Source organism: Halobacillus sp. ABD4_316, from assembly GCF_056161385.1.
This window is the reverse complement of the sequence record NZ_JBSWZA010000002.1, coordinates 770,301-789,208: the sequence shown is the minus strand read 5'-3', so window position 1 is coordinate 789,208 and position 18,908 is coordinate 770,301. Positions and strand designations below refer to the sequence as shown.

Annotated in this window: 14 protein-coding genes; 3 read left to right on the top strand and 11 right to left on the bottom strand. The window is 46.3% G+C overall.

The window, feature by feature from the left end; genetic code table 11:
• Positions 1-98: 98 nt before the first annotated feature.
• Positions 99-920: an alpha/beta fold hydrolase gene (locus tag ACXAJH_RS10825; RefSeq protein WP_474993932.1), complete on the top strand. Its 822-nt coding sequence runs from the start codon at positions 99-101 to the stop codon at positions 918-920.
• A gap of 350 nt (positions 921-1,270) precedes the next feature.
• On the opposite strand, the gene ACXAJH_RS10820 is transcribed toward ACXAJH_RS10825, so the two are convergent.
• Positions 1,271-1,462 carry a hypothetical protein gene (locus tag ACXAJH_RS10820; RefSeq protein ID WP_474993930.1) on the bottom strand — a complete coding sequence of 64 codons (192 nt, stop codon included), beginning with the start codon at positions 1,460-1,462 and terminating at the stop codon, positions 1,271-1,273.
• A gap of 277 nt (positions 1,463-1,739) precedes the next feature.
• On the bottom strand, positions 1,740-2,636 hold the full coding sequence (gene ilvE, locus ACXAJH_RS10815; RefSeq protein ID WP_474993928.1) for a branched-chain-amino-acid transaminase: 897 nt from the start codon (positions 2,634-2,636) through the stop codon (positions 1,740-1,742).
• Positions 2,637-2,833: 197 nt separating this feature from the next.
• Between ilvE and ACXAJH_RS10810 the strand changes: the two genes are divergently transcribed.
• Positions 2,834-3,205 (top strand): DUF948 domain-containing protein, encoded by a 372-nt coding sequence (locus tag ACXAJH_RS10810; RefSeq protein ID WP_474993926.1) that lies wholly within the window; start codon positions 2,834-2,836, stop codon positions 3,203-3,205.
• A 175-nt stretch (positions 3,206-3,380) separates the two neighbouring features.
• Here the strand turns inward: ACXAJH_RS10810 and dhaM are convergent, their stop codons facing one another.
• From dhaM to ACXAJH_RS10765, 9 genes are all read right to left on the bottom strand, one after another.
• Positions 3,381-3,761 carry a dihydroxyacetone kinase phosphoryl donor subunit DhaM gene (dhaM, locus tag ACXAJH_RS10805; RefSeq protein ID WP_474993924.1) on the bottom strand — a complete coding sequence of 127 codons (381 nt, stop codon included), beginning with the start codon at positions 3,759-3,761 and terminating at the stop codon, positions 3,381-3,383.
• Positions 3,761-4,369 (bottom strand): dihydroxyacetone kinase subunit DhaL, encoded by a 609-nt coding sequence (gene dhaL, locus ACXAJH_RS10800; RefSeq protein WP_474969544.1) that lies wholly within the window; start codon positions 4,367-4,369, stop codon positions 3,761-3,763. The genes dhaM and dhaL overlap by 1 nt, the downstream gene beginning before the upstream one ends.
• A 13-nt stretch (positions 4,370-4,382) precedes the next feature.
• A complete protein-coding gene (dhaK, locus tag ACXAJH_RS10795; RefSeq protein ID WP_474970980.1) occupies positions 4,383-5,378 on the bottom strand; it encodes a dihydroxyacetone kinase subunit DhaK in 996 nt (331 codons plus the stop codon).
• 62 nt (positions 5,379-5,440) lie between these two features.
• Positions 5,441-6,934: a glycerol kinase GlpK gene (gene glpK / locus ACXAJH_RS10790; RefSeq protein ID WP_474970979.1), complete on the bottom strand. Its 1,494-nt coding sequence runs from the start codon at positions 6,932-6,934 to the stop codon at positions 5,441-5,443.
• A gap of 21 nt (positions 6,935-6,955) precedes the next feature.
• On the bottom strand, positions 6,956-7,855 hold the full coding sequence (locus ACXAJH_RS10785; RefSeq protein WP_474970978.1) for an MIP/aquaporin family protein: 900 nt from the start codon (positions 7,853-7,855) through the stop codon (positions 6,956-6,958).
• A gap of 792 nt (positions 7,856-8,647) precedes the next feature.
• The gene (locus ACXAJH_RS10780; protein ID WP_474993922.1) at positions 8,648-12,937 is read right to left on the bottom strand and encodes a cell wall-binding repeat-containing protein; all 4,290 of its coding nucleotides are present in this window, start codon (positions 12,935-12,937) and stop codon (positions 8,648-8,650) included.
• A gap of 229 nt (positions 12,938-13,166) precedes the next feature.
• The gene (locus tag ACXAJH_RS10775; RefSeq protein WP_474969549.1) at positions 13,167-13,571 is read right to left on the bottom strand and encodes a GNAT family N-acetyltransferase; all 405 of its coding nucleotides are present in this window, start codon (positions 13,569-13,571) and stop codon (positions 13,167-13,169) included.
• A 116-nt stretch (positions 13,572-13,687) separates the two neighbouring features.
• Positions 13,688-15,754 carry a S8 family serine peptidase gene (locus ACXAJH_RS10770; RefSeq protein ID WP_474993920.1) on the bottom strand — a complete coding sequence of 689 codons (2,067 nt, stop codon included), beginning with the start codon at positions 15,752-15,754 and terminating at the stop codon, positions 13,688-13,690.
• A gap of 177 nt (positions 15,755-15,931) precedes the next feature.
• The gene (locus tag ACXAJH_RS10765; protein ID WP_474970974.1) at positions 15,932-16,702 is read right to left on the bottom strand and encodes a tyrosine-protein phosphatase; all 771 of its coding nucleotides are present in this window, start codon (positions 16,700-16,702) and stop codon (positions 15,932-15,934) included.
• Positions 16,703-17,261: 559 nt separating this feature from the next.
• Here ACXAJH_RS10765 and ACXAJH_RS10760 point away from each other — a divergent pair.
• Positions 17,262-18,857, top strand: coding sequence for a DUF2334 domain-containing protein (locus ACXAJH_RS10760; RefSeq protein ID WP_474993918.1), 1,596 nt, complete (start codon positions 17,262-17,264; stop codon positions 18,855-18,857).
• Positions 18,858-18,908 lie beyond the last annotated feature (51 nt).

Genomic DNA, 18,908 nt, shown 5'->3' with positions numbered 1-18,908 from the left:
AAGGAATGTGCTGAAGAATTCAGAGATTTAAACAATAATGGTACTCAATATGTTATAAATATTCTAAAGGAATTTTTTTATAGACAGGAGAAAAATATTTGTTAGAATATAAGATTTTCGGTAATGACCCAAATAAAGAGTACGTATTTTTAATTCACGGTATCGGGGGAAGTGCAAATATCTTCTTCCCTCAGATTAAAAGCTATCGAAATCATTTTAATGTGGTCGCCGTGCATTTAAGAGGACATAAAAAATCTCCAAGCGTTCTTGACGTTGACGATTTTTCATTTACGCGGGGAGCCCGGGATGTTGTCGATGTCCTCGATGATATCGGTATTCACAAAGCCCATATGGTGGGAATATCATTGGGGGCCGTCGTTGTCCATCAAATCCTTGCCATTGCTCCCAATCGTGTCGAAACGGCTGTCCTTGGCGGAGTGATTACGAAAATTACACCACTTCCCAAGCTGTTGCTGCTGATCGGCAGCATGGTCAAAAAGTTTGTGCCGCACATGTGGCTGTATACGATATTTGCTCACATCCTTATGCCACGTAAAAATCATCAGGAATCCAGAAATTCGTTTATTAAAGAGGCGGCCCAAATGAAAAGAAACGAATTCCTCGGCTGGTATGACATCGCTCCGACCGTCAGAGGGACGTTCACAGAAGCCGTCGAGCCATCCGCTCATGTCCCGAAGCTTTACATGATGGGCGAAGGAGATCATATGTTCATCGATCATGTGCTGGAGGATATCTCAGGGCTCCCTAACGCTGACTTTATTAAAGTGAAGGGATCCGGACACGTCGTAAACCTGGATGCTCCCCACACGTTCAACCAATATTCGTTGTCGTTTATGAAGTCTAAAGGGGCTGAGACGGAGGCGCCGGATCACGAGACCGGCAGAAGGCTCCGCTCTTAAAGAACATCATCCTCAACTTCCAAAAATAAGATAGAAATACAGCGGCAAGGTGTCATGACACAAAAATGACACCTTGCCAACCTGTCGGAATCGTTCCTTACCTGGAGACTAACAATACGATTGAAGGATATTTCTTCATTTATGTACATGGGGTTTTGACTAGTTGTTTTGGTAAAACAGAGGAGCAGGAAAACATACTTATCGTAGTAGAATAAGACTGCTTCCTTCAAGGCAGGGAGCATATAGGTGAAGAGGAGGGAGAGCCCAGCCAGAGGCGTTCATTTTCAAACGAGGAGAGAAAATACAGCCCCCGGAGTTTAGGTTCTGGGTGACTGTTATAAAGCGGGTAACTATATTGGAAGAATAAGCTGGCTTAAGATAATCATAAGAAGCAGTATGCCGAATCCCAGCCAACCAAACCCTCTATTTTTCCCATCGGAAAAGGGGGCTTCTTTTAACTCTTTCCAACTTGGATAGAAGAAACTGATAGTCTGGACGACTAAGATGCCAAGCATGACGGAGGCAATCGCCAATACTTTCATATAAAAATGCCCTCCCTCCTTTTCCATATCCTTACTTCCCCCCCTTGAAACCAGAAGCCTCTTATCGCTGTCACGGAAGATAGAGAAGAACGTTAAATAAGAGTAAACGAAGGAAAAAAAGAGGACGTGATACTTTCATCGGAGACTTAGGAGAATAGAAGCTCATTGATTATCTTGTTATTTAACACCAACTCTAAAATGAAGATGTAGTAAAATCATCAAAGGGGACTACAGGATCCTGAGCGATATTTTTCATGTAGACTACGTTTTCCCGAATTTAATAGACAGAAGTACAGTAATGAAGATAAGACGGCAGTTCTCCCCGGACCATCCGATTGTATACGTGCTGAATTTCCAACGTAACCTTTCCCGGCTTCCCTTGCCCTATGACTCTTCGATCAACTTCAACTACCGGCTTAATTCCAACAGCCGTTCCCGTTAAGAAAATTTCATCCGCATCGTATAATTGAAATCTTGCCAAACTCTTTTCATACAGCGGTAACTTCAACTCTCTCTCCAGTATTTCCGCTACTGTATTACGAGTGACTCCCGGAAGAATGTCATCAGATAAAGGGGGAGTGAAGACTTCATTTCCTTTAACGATGAAAATATTTTCCGTAGCCCCTTCGCTCACATTTCCTTCTTTTGTTAAAAAGACGGCCTCATCATATCCATTCAAAGATGCTTCAAGTATCGCTAATCCCGAATTCATATAACCAGCGGTCGTCTTCGCTTGAGGAGGAATCATATTGCCTCCTATTCTCGTCCAGGAAGAAACCGCCACCTTAAAGGAAGGTTCAGACTTGTATTCTGATTCATCCATGTAGACAGCCAGATGATTAAACGGATCTCTCAGGTCGGGACGTAAGGTATTGCTGTCTTTAAAACAAATCGGACGTATATAAACATCCTGAGTCACCCGGTTGATGATCAGCATCTTTTTTATGATGTACGATAATTCTTCTATGGAATAGGGGATTTTAATAAACAAACTCTCACCAGACTGCTCAAATCTCTTTAAATGATCGTTTAGTCGGAATAATAATAATTGTTCTTGGCCGGAATTCCAAAAAGCTCGGATACCATCTATACAACCCAGGCCATAATTCAAACCTTTATTCTTCACACTAACACTCAGCAAACGATCATCGACAAAGTGGTCTTTATCAAACATTACGGCCATTGAATCCACTCCCTTCCTATCACTATATGCCATGATGCTGCGCGACTATACAAACGAACATGGCTGCCTGCTGTTGGTGCGTATCCAGTTTATAATGGTGTATCAGCAATTGCAGCTACCTTCCCGTTCACTGGAATGTCCGAGCCTTCCCTTCCATAGATTTAGAGAGAAGAAGGGAGGTGGTTTTAATGATTGAGTGGAGTGTTACCATTGCAGCGGTCGGGTTTATTTGTCTCGTCATCTTTTTAATTTTCACTTTACGAAAACTTATGGCAACACTTACGGAAACTAAAGAGACGCTGTCTGACGCTCGAAAATCAGTCAACAGCATTACAGATGAGGCTGAAGAACTGATCCATGAAGCTAACAAAATTTCAACTGATGTAAAAGGGAAAATGGAAGCCGTTGATCCCTTAATTGATTCCGTTCACGATATGGGTGATATGATACACGATGTCACAAGTTCAATAAAACGAACGGCCCTGCAAAAGGAAAACAGGAAAACAATTGATTCAAAAGATAAACAAAAAAGCAAGCCGGTACAAATTAAATTGAAGTAAGCAAAACTATATCGCTGCCTATACATCTATGGATATGATAAGAAGTCAAATGGGAGCCGTATCACGTGCTGCTCATCGCCGGTTTTTGGAGTTTCCAAAGTGATCAGGAAGACCAAGTCCATCCACCATTTTCATCCATACAAAAAAACCACGCCGAACCGGCGTGGTTTTTTGATTACGATTTTCCAAATTCTTTTTCAAGCGAGTCCAGAATCTCTTCCAGACTTTTATCTATACTTGCTTCAACAGCGGCAAGATAAGCCCCTTCCAAAATCGGGTGGGAGACAAGTTTGATCTGATCGGACTCTGTGACTTCAATAGCCATTTCGGCATTCATCCGCGCACTGCCGAGATCATAAAAAACGATGGTGCTTTCAGCTTTTTCTGTGACCTTTTCCAAAGCGGTCTGTATCTTTTCAAAGCTTGTCCCAAGTTCTCCCTCATCCGTGCCCCCGGCGGCTTCGATTGGAAGATCACCGACAACCTGATGAATAAGATCTTTCACACCTTCCGCAACCTTCTCACTGTGTGAGACTAATAGAATTCCTACAGTCATCAGCCTTCCTCCTTCAGCGCCTCAGAAAGGCTCGCAAATAAGTAATAGGAGGATACAGCACCAGGGTCCAGATGCCCTTTGGAGCGCTCTTTCAAGTAGGAGGCTCTCCCTTTTGTAGCGGTTAAATCCTTCGTCGCTTCCATGGCCTTCTGAGCGGCTTCTTCCACATTCGCTGCATCAAATCCGCGGCTCTTCACTTCCTCAAGAACAGGAACCCACACATCGAGCATCGTTTTTTCTCCGGTTTCTGCTTTTCCCCGCTGTTTGATTCCGTCAATCGCGGCTTCAAACATGTCCGCAAAAACATTGCCTTCGATGTCTTTCCCTTTAGCCGCCATGGACATTTTCAATAAGGCTGTCCCATATAACGGGCCCGAAGCTCCGCCAACCTTGGACATCACCGTCACAGCGGCCTTTTTCAACACGTCTGCTGATGTCTCAAACGTTTCTGCCTCCACTGCCTTGGCAGCTTCAGCGAATCCTCTTGCCATATTGATTCCGTGATCACCGTCACCAATCTTCCTGTCCAGGGAAGTTAGGTAGTCTTTTTGATCCTGGAGATGCTGATTGTAGTGTGTAATCCATGCTGCCGTTTGATTGACATTCATCTGAAACACTCCTTTATATACGGAAAGCCGGTGCTTGACTAGGGGCATCCAGCAGTTCTTTCAATTGGTCGTCCACTTTCAGAACCGTAATCGAACATCCGGCCATTTCAAGAGATGTCATATATTCCCCTACGAACGTATGAGAAACGGTGACATTCTTCTCGGCCAGAAGTTCATGTACTTTACGGTTCACGATGTAAAGTTCCATTTCCGGTGTCGCTCCCATGCCGTTCACCATGACGGCGACTTCGTCGTTTTCGTTCAATTTGAGTTCAGGAAGAATGCGTTCAACCATCTCGGATGTGATCTCGTCTGCGGTGACGAGCGGCTTTTTCTCAATGCCCGGTTCGCCGTGGATGCCGATTCCCATTTCGATTTCCTTATCGCCAAGTTCAAAGCTTTCTTCCCCCGAAGACGGCATGATGCATGGACGTAGTGCGACACCCATCGTGCGTACGTGTTGAACCACTTTTTCAGCCGTCTGCTTCACTTCTTCAAGGGATGCTCCCGTCTCAGCCAATGCGCCTGCCAGTTTATGAACGAAAACCGTTCCTGCGACTCCACGCCGGCCCGTTGTAAAAGAACTGTCTTCGACGGCAACATCGTCATTAACGACGACTTGATCCACTTGAATCCCTTCGGCTTCGGCGAGTTCAGCAGCCATTTCAAAGTTCATCACATCACCGCTGTAGTTTTTAATAACGAGCAGCACGCCTTTTCCGCTGTCCACAGCTTTGATCGCTTCGAAGACCTGGTCAGGGGTGGGCGATGTGAATACTTCACCGGAAACAGCAGCATCCAGCATGCCTTCCCCGACATAACCGGCGTGGGCCGGTTCATGACCGCTTCCGCCCCCACTGACGATACCGACTTTTCCGGACACGGGTGCATTTTTCCTCGCCACAACGGTTGTATCCTCCACTCTCTTCACGGTCGAAGCATGAGCAGCGACAAACCCATCAAGCATTTCTGTAATCACAAGATTTGGATCGTTGACTAATTTTTTCATCGATTATCCCCTCACTTTATAAGAATGGGCACCTCTGATAATCAGAGGTACCCTTCATTTGATTACTTGAATTTACGTGTCGCTTCCACAGCTTTCTTCCATCCGCTGTAAAGCTCTTCCTGCTCATCAGCACCCATCTGACCTGTAAATGTACGGTCATTATCAGAGTGCTGTTTGATTTCCTCTTTGTCTTTCCAGTAGCCGACAGCCAGTCCTGCCAGGAAGGCAGCACCAAGGGCTGTTGTTTCCTGTACAATTGGACGCTCAACAGGCACACCAAGGATGTCACTTTGGAACTGCATAAGGAAATCGTTCTTCACGGCTCCCCCATCGACGCGCAGGGATTTCAAATCAATGCCGGAGTCAGCAATCATCGCGTCCAGGACATCTTTCGTCTGATAAGCGAGGGACTCAAGTGTGGCACGGATGAAGTGGGCTTTTGTTGTGCCACGTGTCAATCCGAACATCGCACCACGCGCATCACTATCCCAGTATGGTGTCCCAAGACCAACGAAGGCAGGTACAAGATAAACACCGTCGGAAGACTCTACAGACGTGGCATACCCTTCGGATTCCGGTGCGCTTTCAATCATTTTCAGACCGTCGCGAAGCCACTGAATGGCAGAACCAGCAACGAAAATACTTCCTTCAAGCGCGTATTCCACTTTACCGTCCAAGCCCCAGGCAAGCGTTGTCAATAGACCGTGCTCAGAAGCGACGCCTTCCTCACCTGTGTTCATCAGCATAAAGCAGCCTGTACCATAAGTATTTTTGGCCATGCCTTTTTCAAAGCAGGCTTGTCCGAATAAAGCGGCCTGCTGATCTCCAGCTATACCGGCGATCGGAACTTCGTGACCGAAGAAATGATAATCAACCGTCTGCGCATACACTTCGGAAGAAGGCTTCACTTCCGGCAGCATGGATTTTGGTACGCCAAGGATGTCCAGCAGTTCGTCATCCCACTGCAGGTCATAGATGTTGTACATCAATGTACGGGAAGCGTTGGAATAATCGGTAATGTGCGTTTTGCCACCGGAAAGCTTATAAACCAGCCATGTGTCGATCGTTCCAAACATAAGATCGCCATTCTCCGCTTTTTCTCTCGCTCCGTCGACATGATCAAGAATCCACTTCACTTTCGTTCCCGAGAAGTACGGGTCAAGCAGAAGACCTGTTTTACTGCGGAACAGCTCATTATGACCGGCGGCACGAAGCTCTTTACAGATGTCTTCGGTCTGACGGGACTGCCAGACGACCGCATGATAGATCGGTTTCCCGGTATTCCGGTCCCACACCACTGCCGTTTCACGCTGGTTGGTAATGCCGATTCCGGCAATTTGGGACGGCTCTACATCCGCTTTTCTTAATACATCCGCAATACAGGCAAGAACGGATGTCCAGATTTCGTTCGCATCATGTTCCACCCAGCCCGGCTTCGGGAAGAATTGTTCAAATTCCTTCTGGCCGGTTTCAACGATGTTACCCGCTTTGTTAAAAAGAATGGCTCTTGAGCTTGTCGTTCCCTGATCAATGGATAAGATATACTGTTCTGACATTCAAACCCTCTCCTTTTCGTTTCAGCTGATTTTTTCTTCTACTTGATTACCTAATGTCTTCCCCTTTTTGATCTCTGCATTAGCTGCTCCAATCAGGATAACCGCCATCACGACAGACATTACCCAGAAGCCTGCAGAGAACTCAGACATAAACATGGCCCGGTAGAATAGTGCACCATAGATACCGCCTAAAATCGGTCCCACAACCGGTATCCAGGAGTAACCCCAGTCTGATCCGCCTTTTCCAGGAATCGGAAGCAGTGCATGGGCAATACGGGGGCCAAGGTCACGGGCAGGGTTGATCGCATACCCAGTCGCTCCGCCAAGCGACATACCGATCGCGATGATCAACGCACCCACAATCAGTGGATTCAATCCTTCTGTAAATTCGTTGGCACCGATAAACAGCAGCCCCATAATAAGGACGAATGTTCCAATGATTTCACTGACAAGGTTGGAAAAAGGGCTGCGTACGGCTGGATCAGTAGCAAACACCGCCAGTTTGGCTCCCTGATCTTTCGTTTCTCTCCAGTGCGGCAGATAATTTAAGAATACGATAACTCCACCGATCGCCGCACCAATCATCTGAGCAGTTACGTAAAGGGGCACCTTCGCCCATGGAAATTCTCCAATTGCAGCAAAACTTATCGTTACAGCCGGATTGATGTGAGCACCCGTGAAGCTTCCCACAGCGTACACACCCATCGCAACAGCAAGTCCCCACCCAATGGTGATAACGACCCAGCCGGCTCCTTCTGCTTTTGAATTTTTAAGAACGACCCCTCCAACAACACCACCACCAAAGATGATCAGAATCATCGTTCCAATCAGTTCAGCTAAGAATTCGGACATGTTGTTCACCTCTTCTTTCTCATTTTTCAAGGGGCATGTGTCCAAAAAAAGACCCGCACTAAGGTGCATACGAATGAGGCTGTATGCAAAATAGTGTGGGTCTCCATATCTCCGCCACATGCTTAACTTGTTACTAATACTATAGCGCTTTCTGAAAACGCTGTCAACATATATTCACAAAAAACAACATAGATTGATAGGATTTTGGTCGGAGGAACCAGGAAAATGGTACTACAAATTTTTACCATGGAAATATAATGAAGTTAATGCCGGTATAAAAGATGCTTCCCTCATAGATAGAAACTACATGATTTTCCGTACCTTCAGGAGCTCCACCCCTTGCCATTCCGCGTAGGAACCGCCTGCACGAGCTGAAGATCCGCCGATAAGCGCAATGTGACCCTTTACGCGCAGCCGAAGCAGGTCCGCGGGAGTTTTTTCCATTAGCTCTGTTATTGCTTGGTGTTGTTATTTAGCATGTGAGCTCAGATCACCCCTTTCTGTCATGGGATTTGGATGAGGCGGCCTTGGGAATGACTCCTCTTCAAAGTAGGGTAGTTAGAAAGGACATAACCGAAGTCCGTTACACCACTACAAAAGGGGTGGCAGGGAAAACAGGTAGACTCCTGCGGGAAAAAGGAACAAGGGGAGACCCCGGAGAACGAAGTTCGAGGAGGCTCATCGTTCCCCGCGGAAAGCGGACGGTTTTCCCTGCCATCCCATCCCCTGAGTAAATAACGGACCGGACCCCTGATTCCAGACGGAGACGATTTAGTAATCATTTAGAATGTAAACAACAGACTTTAACAGAGCTTTTCCATTAAAAGAACCCTCCAGTATGGAGGGTTCTTTTAAAACAGCTTATTTGGTGACTTTGTTCTGAAGTTCTTCCTTCGCTTCTGGTCCTACAGCAGCATCGCCGCCGAGAACAGTAACAGAAGAGATATCATGAGTGTACACATACTTCGTTAAGTACGCATCCACCTCTTTTGGAAGATCATCAGGCTGAACAAGCAGGAGCATCCCATCTTTACCTGTTACAAGCGGTGCAGATGCAAGGGCATCCGGATAGTTACGTCCGCTTGCGGCAAATAGATTGGTTGCATTCGGCTCGAACTCTTTCAAAATGCTGACGAGGGTGCCGTAACGGTTCGCACCGGACAGGCGCTCCACGGAAACAGCGACTTCCTTCGCCTGATCAGCGACCTCATCAGAAATGACGCCTGTTCCACCGACTACATAAACGTCTTCATTTTCAAGGACAGCCAGAGCTTCGTCGGATAGACCCTTGCCGTTCGTCAGTACAATCGGCATGCCCTCAGCACCTGCGATGGAAGCAGCACTCAAAGCATCCGCATAGTTTTTACCTGTGGCAAGGAATACACCGTTTCCTTCAAAATCAAAGTCGTTCTGCAGTTTTTCTACAATCTCAAGGTTTGTGCTGTAACGTGTATCACCGGAAACCCGCTCAATTTGATCAGAAGCAATGCTGATCGTATTCAACTGAGCGAAGACATCAGGGGAAACGACGCCTTCACCACCGACAAGATAAACGTTTTCCGCACCAAGGCGCTCAATTTCTTTCAGCGCTTCCTTGCTCAGCTTCCCATCTCTGTTGACAGGGATAACCGGTGCTTCTGCAGCAGAAGCCATCGGTCCGGCAGACAAGGCATCCGGGAAGTTATAAGCGGTCGTTACGACAACAGTATCTGCACCGCCATCCGGATAGAGGTCCTGGGAAATATCAAGCGCTGTACCTTCACGTGTTTTACCGGAAAGGACATTGACGACGTCCGCATCCGTTGTAACTGGTACAAGGTCAAGCACTTCATCTGTATCGGCATCAACCATGTACAAGCCGGCATAGCCTTTGATTGGCTGCTCTGGAGTCGTGATGGAAAGAGGAACGTCCACCGTTTCGCCGACGCCTAGTTTAGTAGCTTTGGCATCTGTTGTAACGGATCCCTCTCCTTTTTCATCAGAATTATAGGATAGAAGTTTCTCTTCCGTCATGTTCAATGTGTAATCAACAGAAGCAGAACCTGTACCGAAGTAATCCACAGCAATCTGGTAGTTTCCATCAGGAAGACCTGTTACCGTGAAAGCTTCATCATTGGAGCTGGAAGCACTGGATGCGACCTCATCGCCTTCTTCATTGAATAGGAACAGATCCAGATCCACCGGCTCAGCAGGAGCCACATCTACGCTCAAGGAGACATTGTTTTTGATTTCAACATCAATCAAATCACCATCATTCGGGATTTCGTCGACTTCCTGAGTGACGGTTCCTTCGATGGTTTTGTTAATAGGGCCGCTGAAGCCGACCGTTTCAAACTTCACGTTAGCCGCTTCTTTCATGTAGTTGGTAAAGGATACTTCTTTTTCGAAGGTTTCAGAAGAACCGACTTTACCAAGATCGATGCTTCCCGGCTCGCTGACAACATCCTGGGCGACAGCGTCTAAGGTATACTTGTTCATTTCCTTACCTTCTTCAGGAGCAATCGTTCCATAAACATGGACTTCCCATACGCCGGCTTTCGGAGATGGAACAACCACATCTTCCACATCCAGCCCACCGTATCCGGCATATCCGACATAATCATTCACCTGTGTGCCATCTGGATTGAACACAAGCATACGGACACGACCCTGGAATTCTCCACTTTCCTTCAGAGCGTTCAAGGAGAAGCGTAGTTCACTGACACCGGAATCAACGTCAAAGGTGTAGCCTTTCGTCTGGGAAGACTGCACTTCGTCTGTCGTTCTGAAGCGGTGTTTGTTTTCTTTCGTGAACTCATAGCCCGTGATGATCGTCTGGGCACTTCTAGCTTCGACATAAGGTGTGGAAGCATCATCAATGATTAAGTTCCCTGCGTTCACACCCGTTTCAAGCTTGGATGCATCGTACTCGACATCGATATACTCATATTCGCCTGCACCGAGTTTGACTTCATCAACCGATGGCGTAAACCAGTCATGGGAGGCGGAAACATCAAGAGTCTTGGCTTGATCAGAAGTGTTTTCAATCAACACTTCCACGGTTTCTGGAATGTCCTTGTTGCGCACATACAATCCAGGTCCGCCGGAGATTTTCTCCCCGTGGAAGACCGTTACATCGACATTTTCCACATCATTGACAAAGTTATCTCTCATGTACTCGTAGGCAGCTGGAACATTGATCAGTCCCTGACCTTCCTGAGCACGGTTGTAACCGTCCAGTTTATCCGCTGTCTGTACGAGTGCTTCGCGGGCCAGTTCATAATCAAATGGCAGACGGTCTTTTTGTGCAGCTGATTTCAGCAATGCTACAGCCCCGGCTACATGCGGTGCTGACATACTCGTTCCCTGGAGGACATCATAAGCATGGCCTTCCGGGAATTGGTGGACAGGCTGAGCCGCATAGGCAGAACCAGGCGCTACGATATCCGGCTTCTGATCTCCGGCTTCATTCGGTCCTACAGAGGAGAAGTACCAGAGGCCATCCCCTTCAAGCGGATTGCCGTCTTCATCTTTACCATAAGGATAGGCACCATATTCCTTCGCCCACATCTGCTCATCAATATGTGCACCAACAGAAATGACGCTGGCTACGTCCCCAGGTGAACCGACCGTATCAATTCCAGGTCCGCTGTTCCCCGCAGATGTAACAAAAACGATATCGTATTGGTCGCTGAGCAGTGTCATCAACTCGCCGTAACTTCCGCCGCCATCATTCAAGTCCGGCAGAGAGCCAAGGCTTAAGTTGGCAACATCGACACCGTATCCACCTTTTGATTCAGGCAGGGCAGCATCAATCATCGCGCGTTGAATACTCCACGTATAAGCTCCGCCTTCTTCTTTGAACACACGAAGACCGACAAGCTCAGCTTCCGGAGCCACACCTTCACCGGCGATCGCTCCTGTAGCGTTGGATTTCAGAGGCCCATTAGCTGCAGAAATTCCGGCAACGTGGGAACCGTGACCGTTGAAGTCTGTAAACAAGTTGACCTTCTTCACAGCATCGAATTCCTGAGTTTCATTGTTTAATAGTTTTTGCTCTTCCAAATTGTTCACACGGAAGTTGGCACCGGCTACATCATCCGTAGGGTCGATATCAAAAGTACCCGTTTCGCCTTCTTTATAGGCCGTCTCATCTGTAAAATCAAAGTCAAAGTCTGTATCCACATAGACTTCATCCCCTGCTAGAAGGACAGGGAACCAGTCGCCGAAGGTTTCTCCAGACTCACCATCGCCGTTAAGGTCGGCCTTGGCTTCGAACCAGGTTTCTCCGTAATACAACTTATCATCGGAAGAGTCGATTCCCTCGGTCTTGAAAATACCTTCGTAGATCGTGTCTCCTTCTTCAAACTCATCAAAGAAAGGAACATCCCCTTCCGCCAGATAATTGGCGTTCTGACCCGTATATTCCTTGTAGCTGGAATAACGCTCCTCAGCGGCGTAAGGACGGTCTATGAATTCGTTGGAAATCGTATAGTCTCTGACGTCTGTAATGTGGGAATCCCCATATTTTCTCGTTTCCTCAAATACTTCCTCAGAAGTTTCATCCGACTCTTCATCAACTTCCGGAAGATCTGTGAAGGATTCGTGTCCTGGATCTGGACCAGAGTCGATGATTCCAATACGGACACCTTCACCGCTGAATTTATCGTGGAAACTATCAACGCCTGTAGATGGATGGGTCTCCAGCTGATCCGGGTCAACAACTGCATCTTTATCCACCTGGTCCTGGCCGTCCGTATTCAATTCATCAGGATTGACCGGTGCAAGTTCAAGCTCTTGGTTCTCCCCAACCGTACGAACCGAATCAAGCTTTACGATATCCAGAATTTTATTGGTCGGCACTTCAGCCAGATAGCCATAGTTTTTATGGTTTTGGATGACTTTGACGCCCAGCTTCTCCAACTGTTTTGTCGCATCCGTTTTCCCGTCACCGATTATGACCAGCTCTTGTTTTGATTCCGAGCTGTTAGCGAGGGAAACGACTTCATCATAATTCATTAACGTGTTAAAAGATTTCGCAGCTTTTGTTTCTGCCTGAACCCCTGTTGTTCCATATGTACCAATCCCGGCAAACGAAGACGCAACGATAGCTGCACTGGCTAACACCGATAATGCTTTCTTCTTCACGTTCTTTTTGTTTTTCTCAGCCACCAAAGTAAATGACCTCCCTATGATATTGGTCCAACAATAAGAATTTCTATGCCTCCTTTTTTTTTCATAAATATTTCAAAATATTACAAATTAGATTGTACGTTATCCTCCGAATATCGTCAATGAATATTCGCTCAATTTAGAATATTTGTGACAAATAAAAAACCCGGTGATTTCACCGGGTTCGGCCATTCTTCCTATGAAAAATCATGCACATGAACGAGTCATGTCAAATAAGGTCCGAGATGAACAGAGGGGTGGTTCCCTCTTCTTTTTGAAAACCAAGTTTTCCATAAAACTCCATCACGTCCGGGTAGGCAATCAGCACCTTCGTCCGGCATGTTTGGTATCGACCCAGCATGTGGTCCATCATGACTTTCCCAATACCTCTGCCCTGGTACTCCGGATGGATCAGCATGTAATGAAAATAAACCGTCAATGCACCATCAGACAACGCATTCACCAAACCAATCAACCGCCTGCCGTCCCAGGCTGTCATCACGGAATGTGATCCCTGAATCGCTTGTAACAGTTCATCAGGATAGCTGCCTGAGTCCCATTCCACAGAGGTGAATAACGTCTGCAGATCATCCCGGGTGATGTTCCCTGTCGTTGAAGCATAGGAGATTTCCATACAAAACCTCCTTTCCTGAAGATTTCCGAATTCCCTCCCGTACCTTTGTCCTACGAAAGAAACTGCAGGAGGAACTTATTCCTCCAAAGAAAAACCGACTTTCTTCCTATTATAAATTACCGGTGAAAAATATCATCGATTTCCCACGCATGCTCTGCAGGTACAGGCTGCGTCCCTCCAATCATGTAATAACTGGAACGTTCATCGAACCTCCGGATGCTTTCAGCTGTTACAGGTGCATACCTCTCGTTCGTCAAAATAACCGGACTTTCCGTTTTCACGGCCAGAGGAGCAGCTGCCATCGCGTCCGGGAAGTTCTGTCCAGTTGTAAAATAGAGCGTACCGGCAGAAGGAGAGCCAAAGGTCTGATGCATCGCCTTGTTCGTCTCATATCGATTTTTTCCTGAAACCCTTAGTGGATTGGCATCGGGAAGGGCTGTGGCGACCTTTTCAGAAATTGGCTGGGTCCCACCGACAATATAATTCTTTGTAATGCCTTCTTCTTCCATATATGTTTGGACAGCCTCTGGAATTTCACCCTGCTTCACATATAAAATCGGATACTGCTTTATTCCGCTGTACGCCGATGCCGATAAAGCATCAGGGAATTCCTGACCTGAAACAACGAAACCTTTGTTTGTATCATAAGGAATGGATTCATTGACAGCTACAGCCGTCTCATACCTGTCCGCTCCCTTAATCCTGTGGACGTCATAGCCTGATTTTTCAACATCGTCCTCCACTCCAGAAGGAACGGCCACTTCTCCTCCGATAATGATGACGTCGGTCGCGTCCAACCGCTTCAATTCATCTTTAATCGACAGGGAGAGTTCACTGCGGCGTTCTAAGAGAACAGGGCTGTCCAGATAAGAAGCAAGCGGTGATGCAGCCAGACTATCAGGAAAATCCTTTCCTGTAGCGAGAATCACGAATTTCCCCTGCTCCTTTTTTCCGTCGATGGTCAACGTCTCTTCTTGTAGAGCGTCCCATCCTTTTTCAGAAATGGCTGTCGACGTTTCAACGGAAGTCGCTCCAGATATCCGTCGATAATCCCGAACCTGGTCAAGCGTTTTCCCGGCATCAATCATCCCTTCTCCAAGCTCGTACGTACTGGAAGCAGGTTCTGCTGCATTGACAATCAACCGCTGCACCTGTCCAGCCTTTAAATAAGGAGCGTGGTTTTCAACTAAGGCCGCAAGACCACTCACATGACCGGAGGACATGCTTGTTCCCCCCATGCTCGTATACCCATTGTCCAGGTAGGTACTATAAAGGTCTGTTCCCGGAGTGATGACATCAACTTCAGGGCCATAATTGGAAAAAGAAGCTTTTTCTTTTTCTTCGAGGTCATAACTTCCGACAGAAATCACCGGATCCAAAGCCGCGGGGTACAACGCTTTTTCGCGATCATCGTTCCCAGCGGCAGCCACGACGAGGACGCCTTCCTGTTGAGCAAATGCAATGGCATCGGCCAGTGCCGTCCGGTAGACATACGTTCCAAGGCTTAGGTTGATGATATCTACGCCTTGTTCTACAGCGTAGTCAATTCCTTCAATTACGTCGGACAAATTCCCGGACTTAGCCTCCATCACTTTCACAGGCATCATCTGTACATCTCCCGTGGATAAGGATGAAACGCCGAGATTATTATTTGTAGCCGCACCGATCAAACCGGCAACATGGGTTCCATGGCCGAAGGTATCTTCCGGGTCCTCTGATGGTTCGAGGATATTCGTCCCCTCGACTAATCTGCCCTTTAGATCCGGGTGCTTGAGGCTCACTCCGGAATCAATGACCGCAACGACCGGGTCCTTTCCTCTTACCTTTGCATAAGTCGTCCAGGCTTCTTCCGCATTCACAGCATCAAAAGTCTCTTTCTGATTAAGGTAATAGGGATCGTCAGGAATGTCTCCCTGGGCATACACTTTTACATCTGTTTCAATGTATTCCACATCAGGATCCTTCGCCAGTTCCTTTTGTTTCTCAGCGACTTGTTCTTTATCAACTGGTACTACATCCACCGGGAAAGACTGCCCCCCTGACTGTGAGGTGACGTTATCTTTATATTTTACGATCAGGTGAACCTGTTCTCCCTCCTCGGCATGGATCGCTGGAATCATTAAACTGAACATCATAAAGAAGACTGCGGCTGCAATAATCGATCGTACGAAGTTCCCGTTCATATATGTACTCCTTTTTATGTAGTAGAGAATACGGGACTGGTTCTAGTCGGATGCCCGTATCCTCCTTTTAGTTTACATGGGGCTGCAGTTTTTTTAAATATTGACTTTGTACCCATCCTTATGGACCTTGACGTTGATCAGGCATAAAGAAAACGCTGGATTTGAAATACCCAGCGTTTACGATTGAAATGGGAAAATCCCAAGTGTCTTTTTCGTTTTCATCCGTTCCGGTGGATCAGTATAAACCATCTCCCCATCAAGGAGTACATGCGCATTCTCCATAAACTGATACATCACATCAGAACCAAATGATTTCTGAACCTTATCATACGCCTGCCTTAAGAAAGAGCCTCTTTTCTTATCATCTACAGCATGGGAAGCAACCACATGCGCCAAATTATGACGGATCATCTGCATCGCAAGCTTCTGGGAAGGTTTTCCCCGTTTATTCGCTAAGCTTGCCGCTGAAATTTGGGTCACGGCACCATTTTTCACAAATTGGTACAGCAGATCCGGCTGCTGCTGGAACACCTGATTCTGTTCAGGATGAACGATGACAGGAATAAACCCTTCCATCTGCATATCATACAGAACCTGCTTGGCATAATGTGGGACGTCCTTGTTAGAGAACACCACGTAAATGTATGGGGTCTTTTCATTCATCGGGAGAATGGAACCATTTTTAAGATCATCGACAAGTTCACCGTAGATCTTCACCTCATGTCCTGGGAGTATATGGAGTTCAATCCCTTGATCGAACAATTCCCTGTTTAACTCTTCGCATTGGTTTTTAACTGCTCTTGGACTCTGCTCAGGATGGAATCTTGGAGCGGCTACAATTGTTTCTACACCCTGTTCAGCAGCTTTTTGGGCCATCGCCAGGCTCCCCTGCATCGACTCCGGTCCATCACCAGTACCCGGAAGGATTTTGCAGTTCAAATCAATCATACCTCTCACCTCTCTGCGTTTTATAGAAGAATCCTTCTTTAAAGGAAACAAATGGATAAAAAATAAAAGAAGCTGAAGGCTTCCCCGGACGTTCATTATTGAGAACTATATCCAGTATAATACAGACGTCCTCCTGGAATAAAGGGGGATTTTGCTTTATTTTAAACGTCATTCTCCTTAAATTATGGATCTTCCCCACTATAGAGGTCTATATCTCTATATTACTTTATATATCTTCCATTTTTGTTTTAATGTAGAAATGATAAATTTCATAGAATTTCCAAAAAAAAGATATGTTCTGTATTCTTATCCCTATTTCTCAATCGAGAACATATGAGATATTATCTATACAGAAAAAACGACATATAATAAGGATTAAACTGCTCCCATAGCTTTCAAATTCCCTGTGGAGTGTGGACGAGCGAACCTGCAGCCATATAATATGAGTCTAAATGTTCATTATTCCAGAGTATCTTCCATCTTCAGATATACTTCTTGTAATCTTTTGTAATTTGTTGTACGTTCTTTATAAAGAATATGTCTGAGGGAGGAGGTCGAATTGCCTCAAAAAATCCTCCTGTTCCTATGGATAGTCCTGGCATTTCCATTCGCTGTCTCTGCCCAGGAGGAACAAGGAATAAAAGAACCGCCTTTTGTAACCGTCGTCTATTCGTCAGATCAGGGGGAATCTGATCCGAACATCCAGAAGCTTGATTTTCTCATCAGTCATTTTACAACCAAGCAGGAATGGATGGATGCCGGAGAATTAAAACCGGAAGATCTTGAAAAAACAACGCATCTTTTATATTTCGGAGCTGTTCAGCGTTCTCTTTCCAACTCCACTCGAAGAGCCATTGATCAATTCAATGGGATCAAGACAGCTTTTGGCTATAATGCTGATCAGCTGGAAGGGTTTGATTTTTATCAATATACCGGGGGTAAGCGGTTGGCAACCGAATTATCCGGTCCCTTCACAGAAGAGAAACTCCCTCTTACAGAAGCTCAGCAGGTATTGGATATCGAGGTTTCAGATGCCGAGAAAATCTGGTTGTATGGGGAATACAAGGGGGCGTCATTTCCCCTGCTCATTCAAGCATCCTCCCATTATTATTACGGGGATACCGATATCTCCTATTCAGATTCCATTGCACTGAGTGAAGTGTTTCATGAAATTTTCGGCATGCCCCATTCAGAGATCCACCCTGGTTTTCTACGATTGGAAGATGTTAACCCGACCCTCGATCCATCCCTGCTTATAGATTGTGCCGATTTTTTATTCTCTCAGGATATCCCTTTTATGGTATCGGTCACACCCGTTTACAAAAACCCGGAGGCAGGGGAAACCTATTACCTTGAGGATGCTCCCCAGCTTATTGAAGCTCTGCAGACCATTCAGAATAAAGGAGCTGTCATCGTCCTGCATGGGTATACCGATCAACACGGGGAAGGAGTGTCCGGAGACGGGTTTGAGTTTTCACCAGAAGAAAACGAGCAGATGAATGAAGAAAATCTCATACAGACGCTGAACAATAAACTGCAGAAAGGCATCCATCAACTCGCTGCACACAACCTGGTCCCTTATGGATTTGAGTCGTCCCACTACAGCCTCACGAAGGAGGGATATCGGACGGTTTCCCGTTATTTCCCTATATACATTGGACAGGTGCAGCTATCTGATTCCAATTGGATGGTAATGGAAGAGTCACCGGTACTGACCAAGCCTGATATGCTGAATAACATGACATTTATTCCAGAGACTCTTCGATATCAGGAAGATGGTAACACTTCTTCTATAGACGATATGATGGAACGGGCGTCCCGCCTTCAGTTTACGAGAGACAGTGTGATGAGTGCTTTTTACCACCCTTATATGGGAGTCGACGGATTGAAGGAGATGATCCAGGAATTGAACACAATTCCTGGACTCGTGTGGCAGGGGCTTCCGGTGAATCCTCAAAAAGAAGAGGAGTGGCTGGGGGAAGACAAAAAAGAACCGCAAGTGGAAAAACCCGCAGAAACACCTGCATTAAATAAACGGGAGGTTACATTTACTATGGAATGGTTACCCATTATTACCGGGATCAGTCTTTCAAGTATAGTCATCGGTATGTCGTATATGATATCGATCAGAAAACGACGGGAAGATGAGTTTTAATATACCCTTTCGTTCTTTATAAAAAACAAACATTCTTTAAAGAGGTGCAAA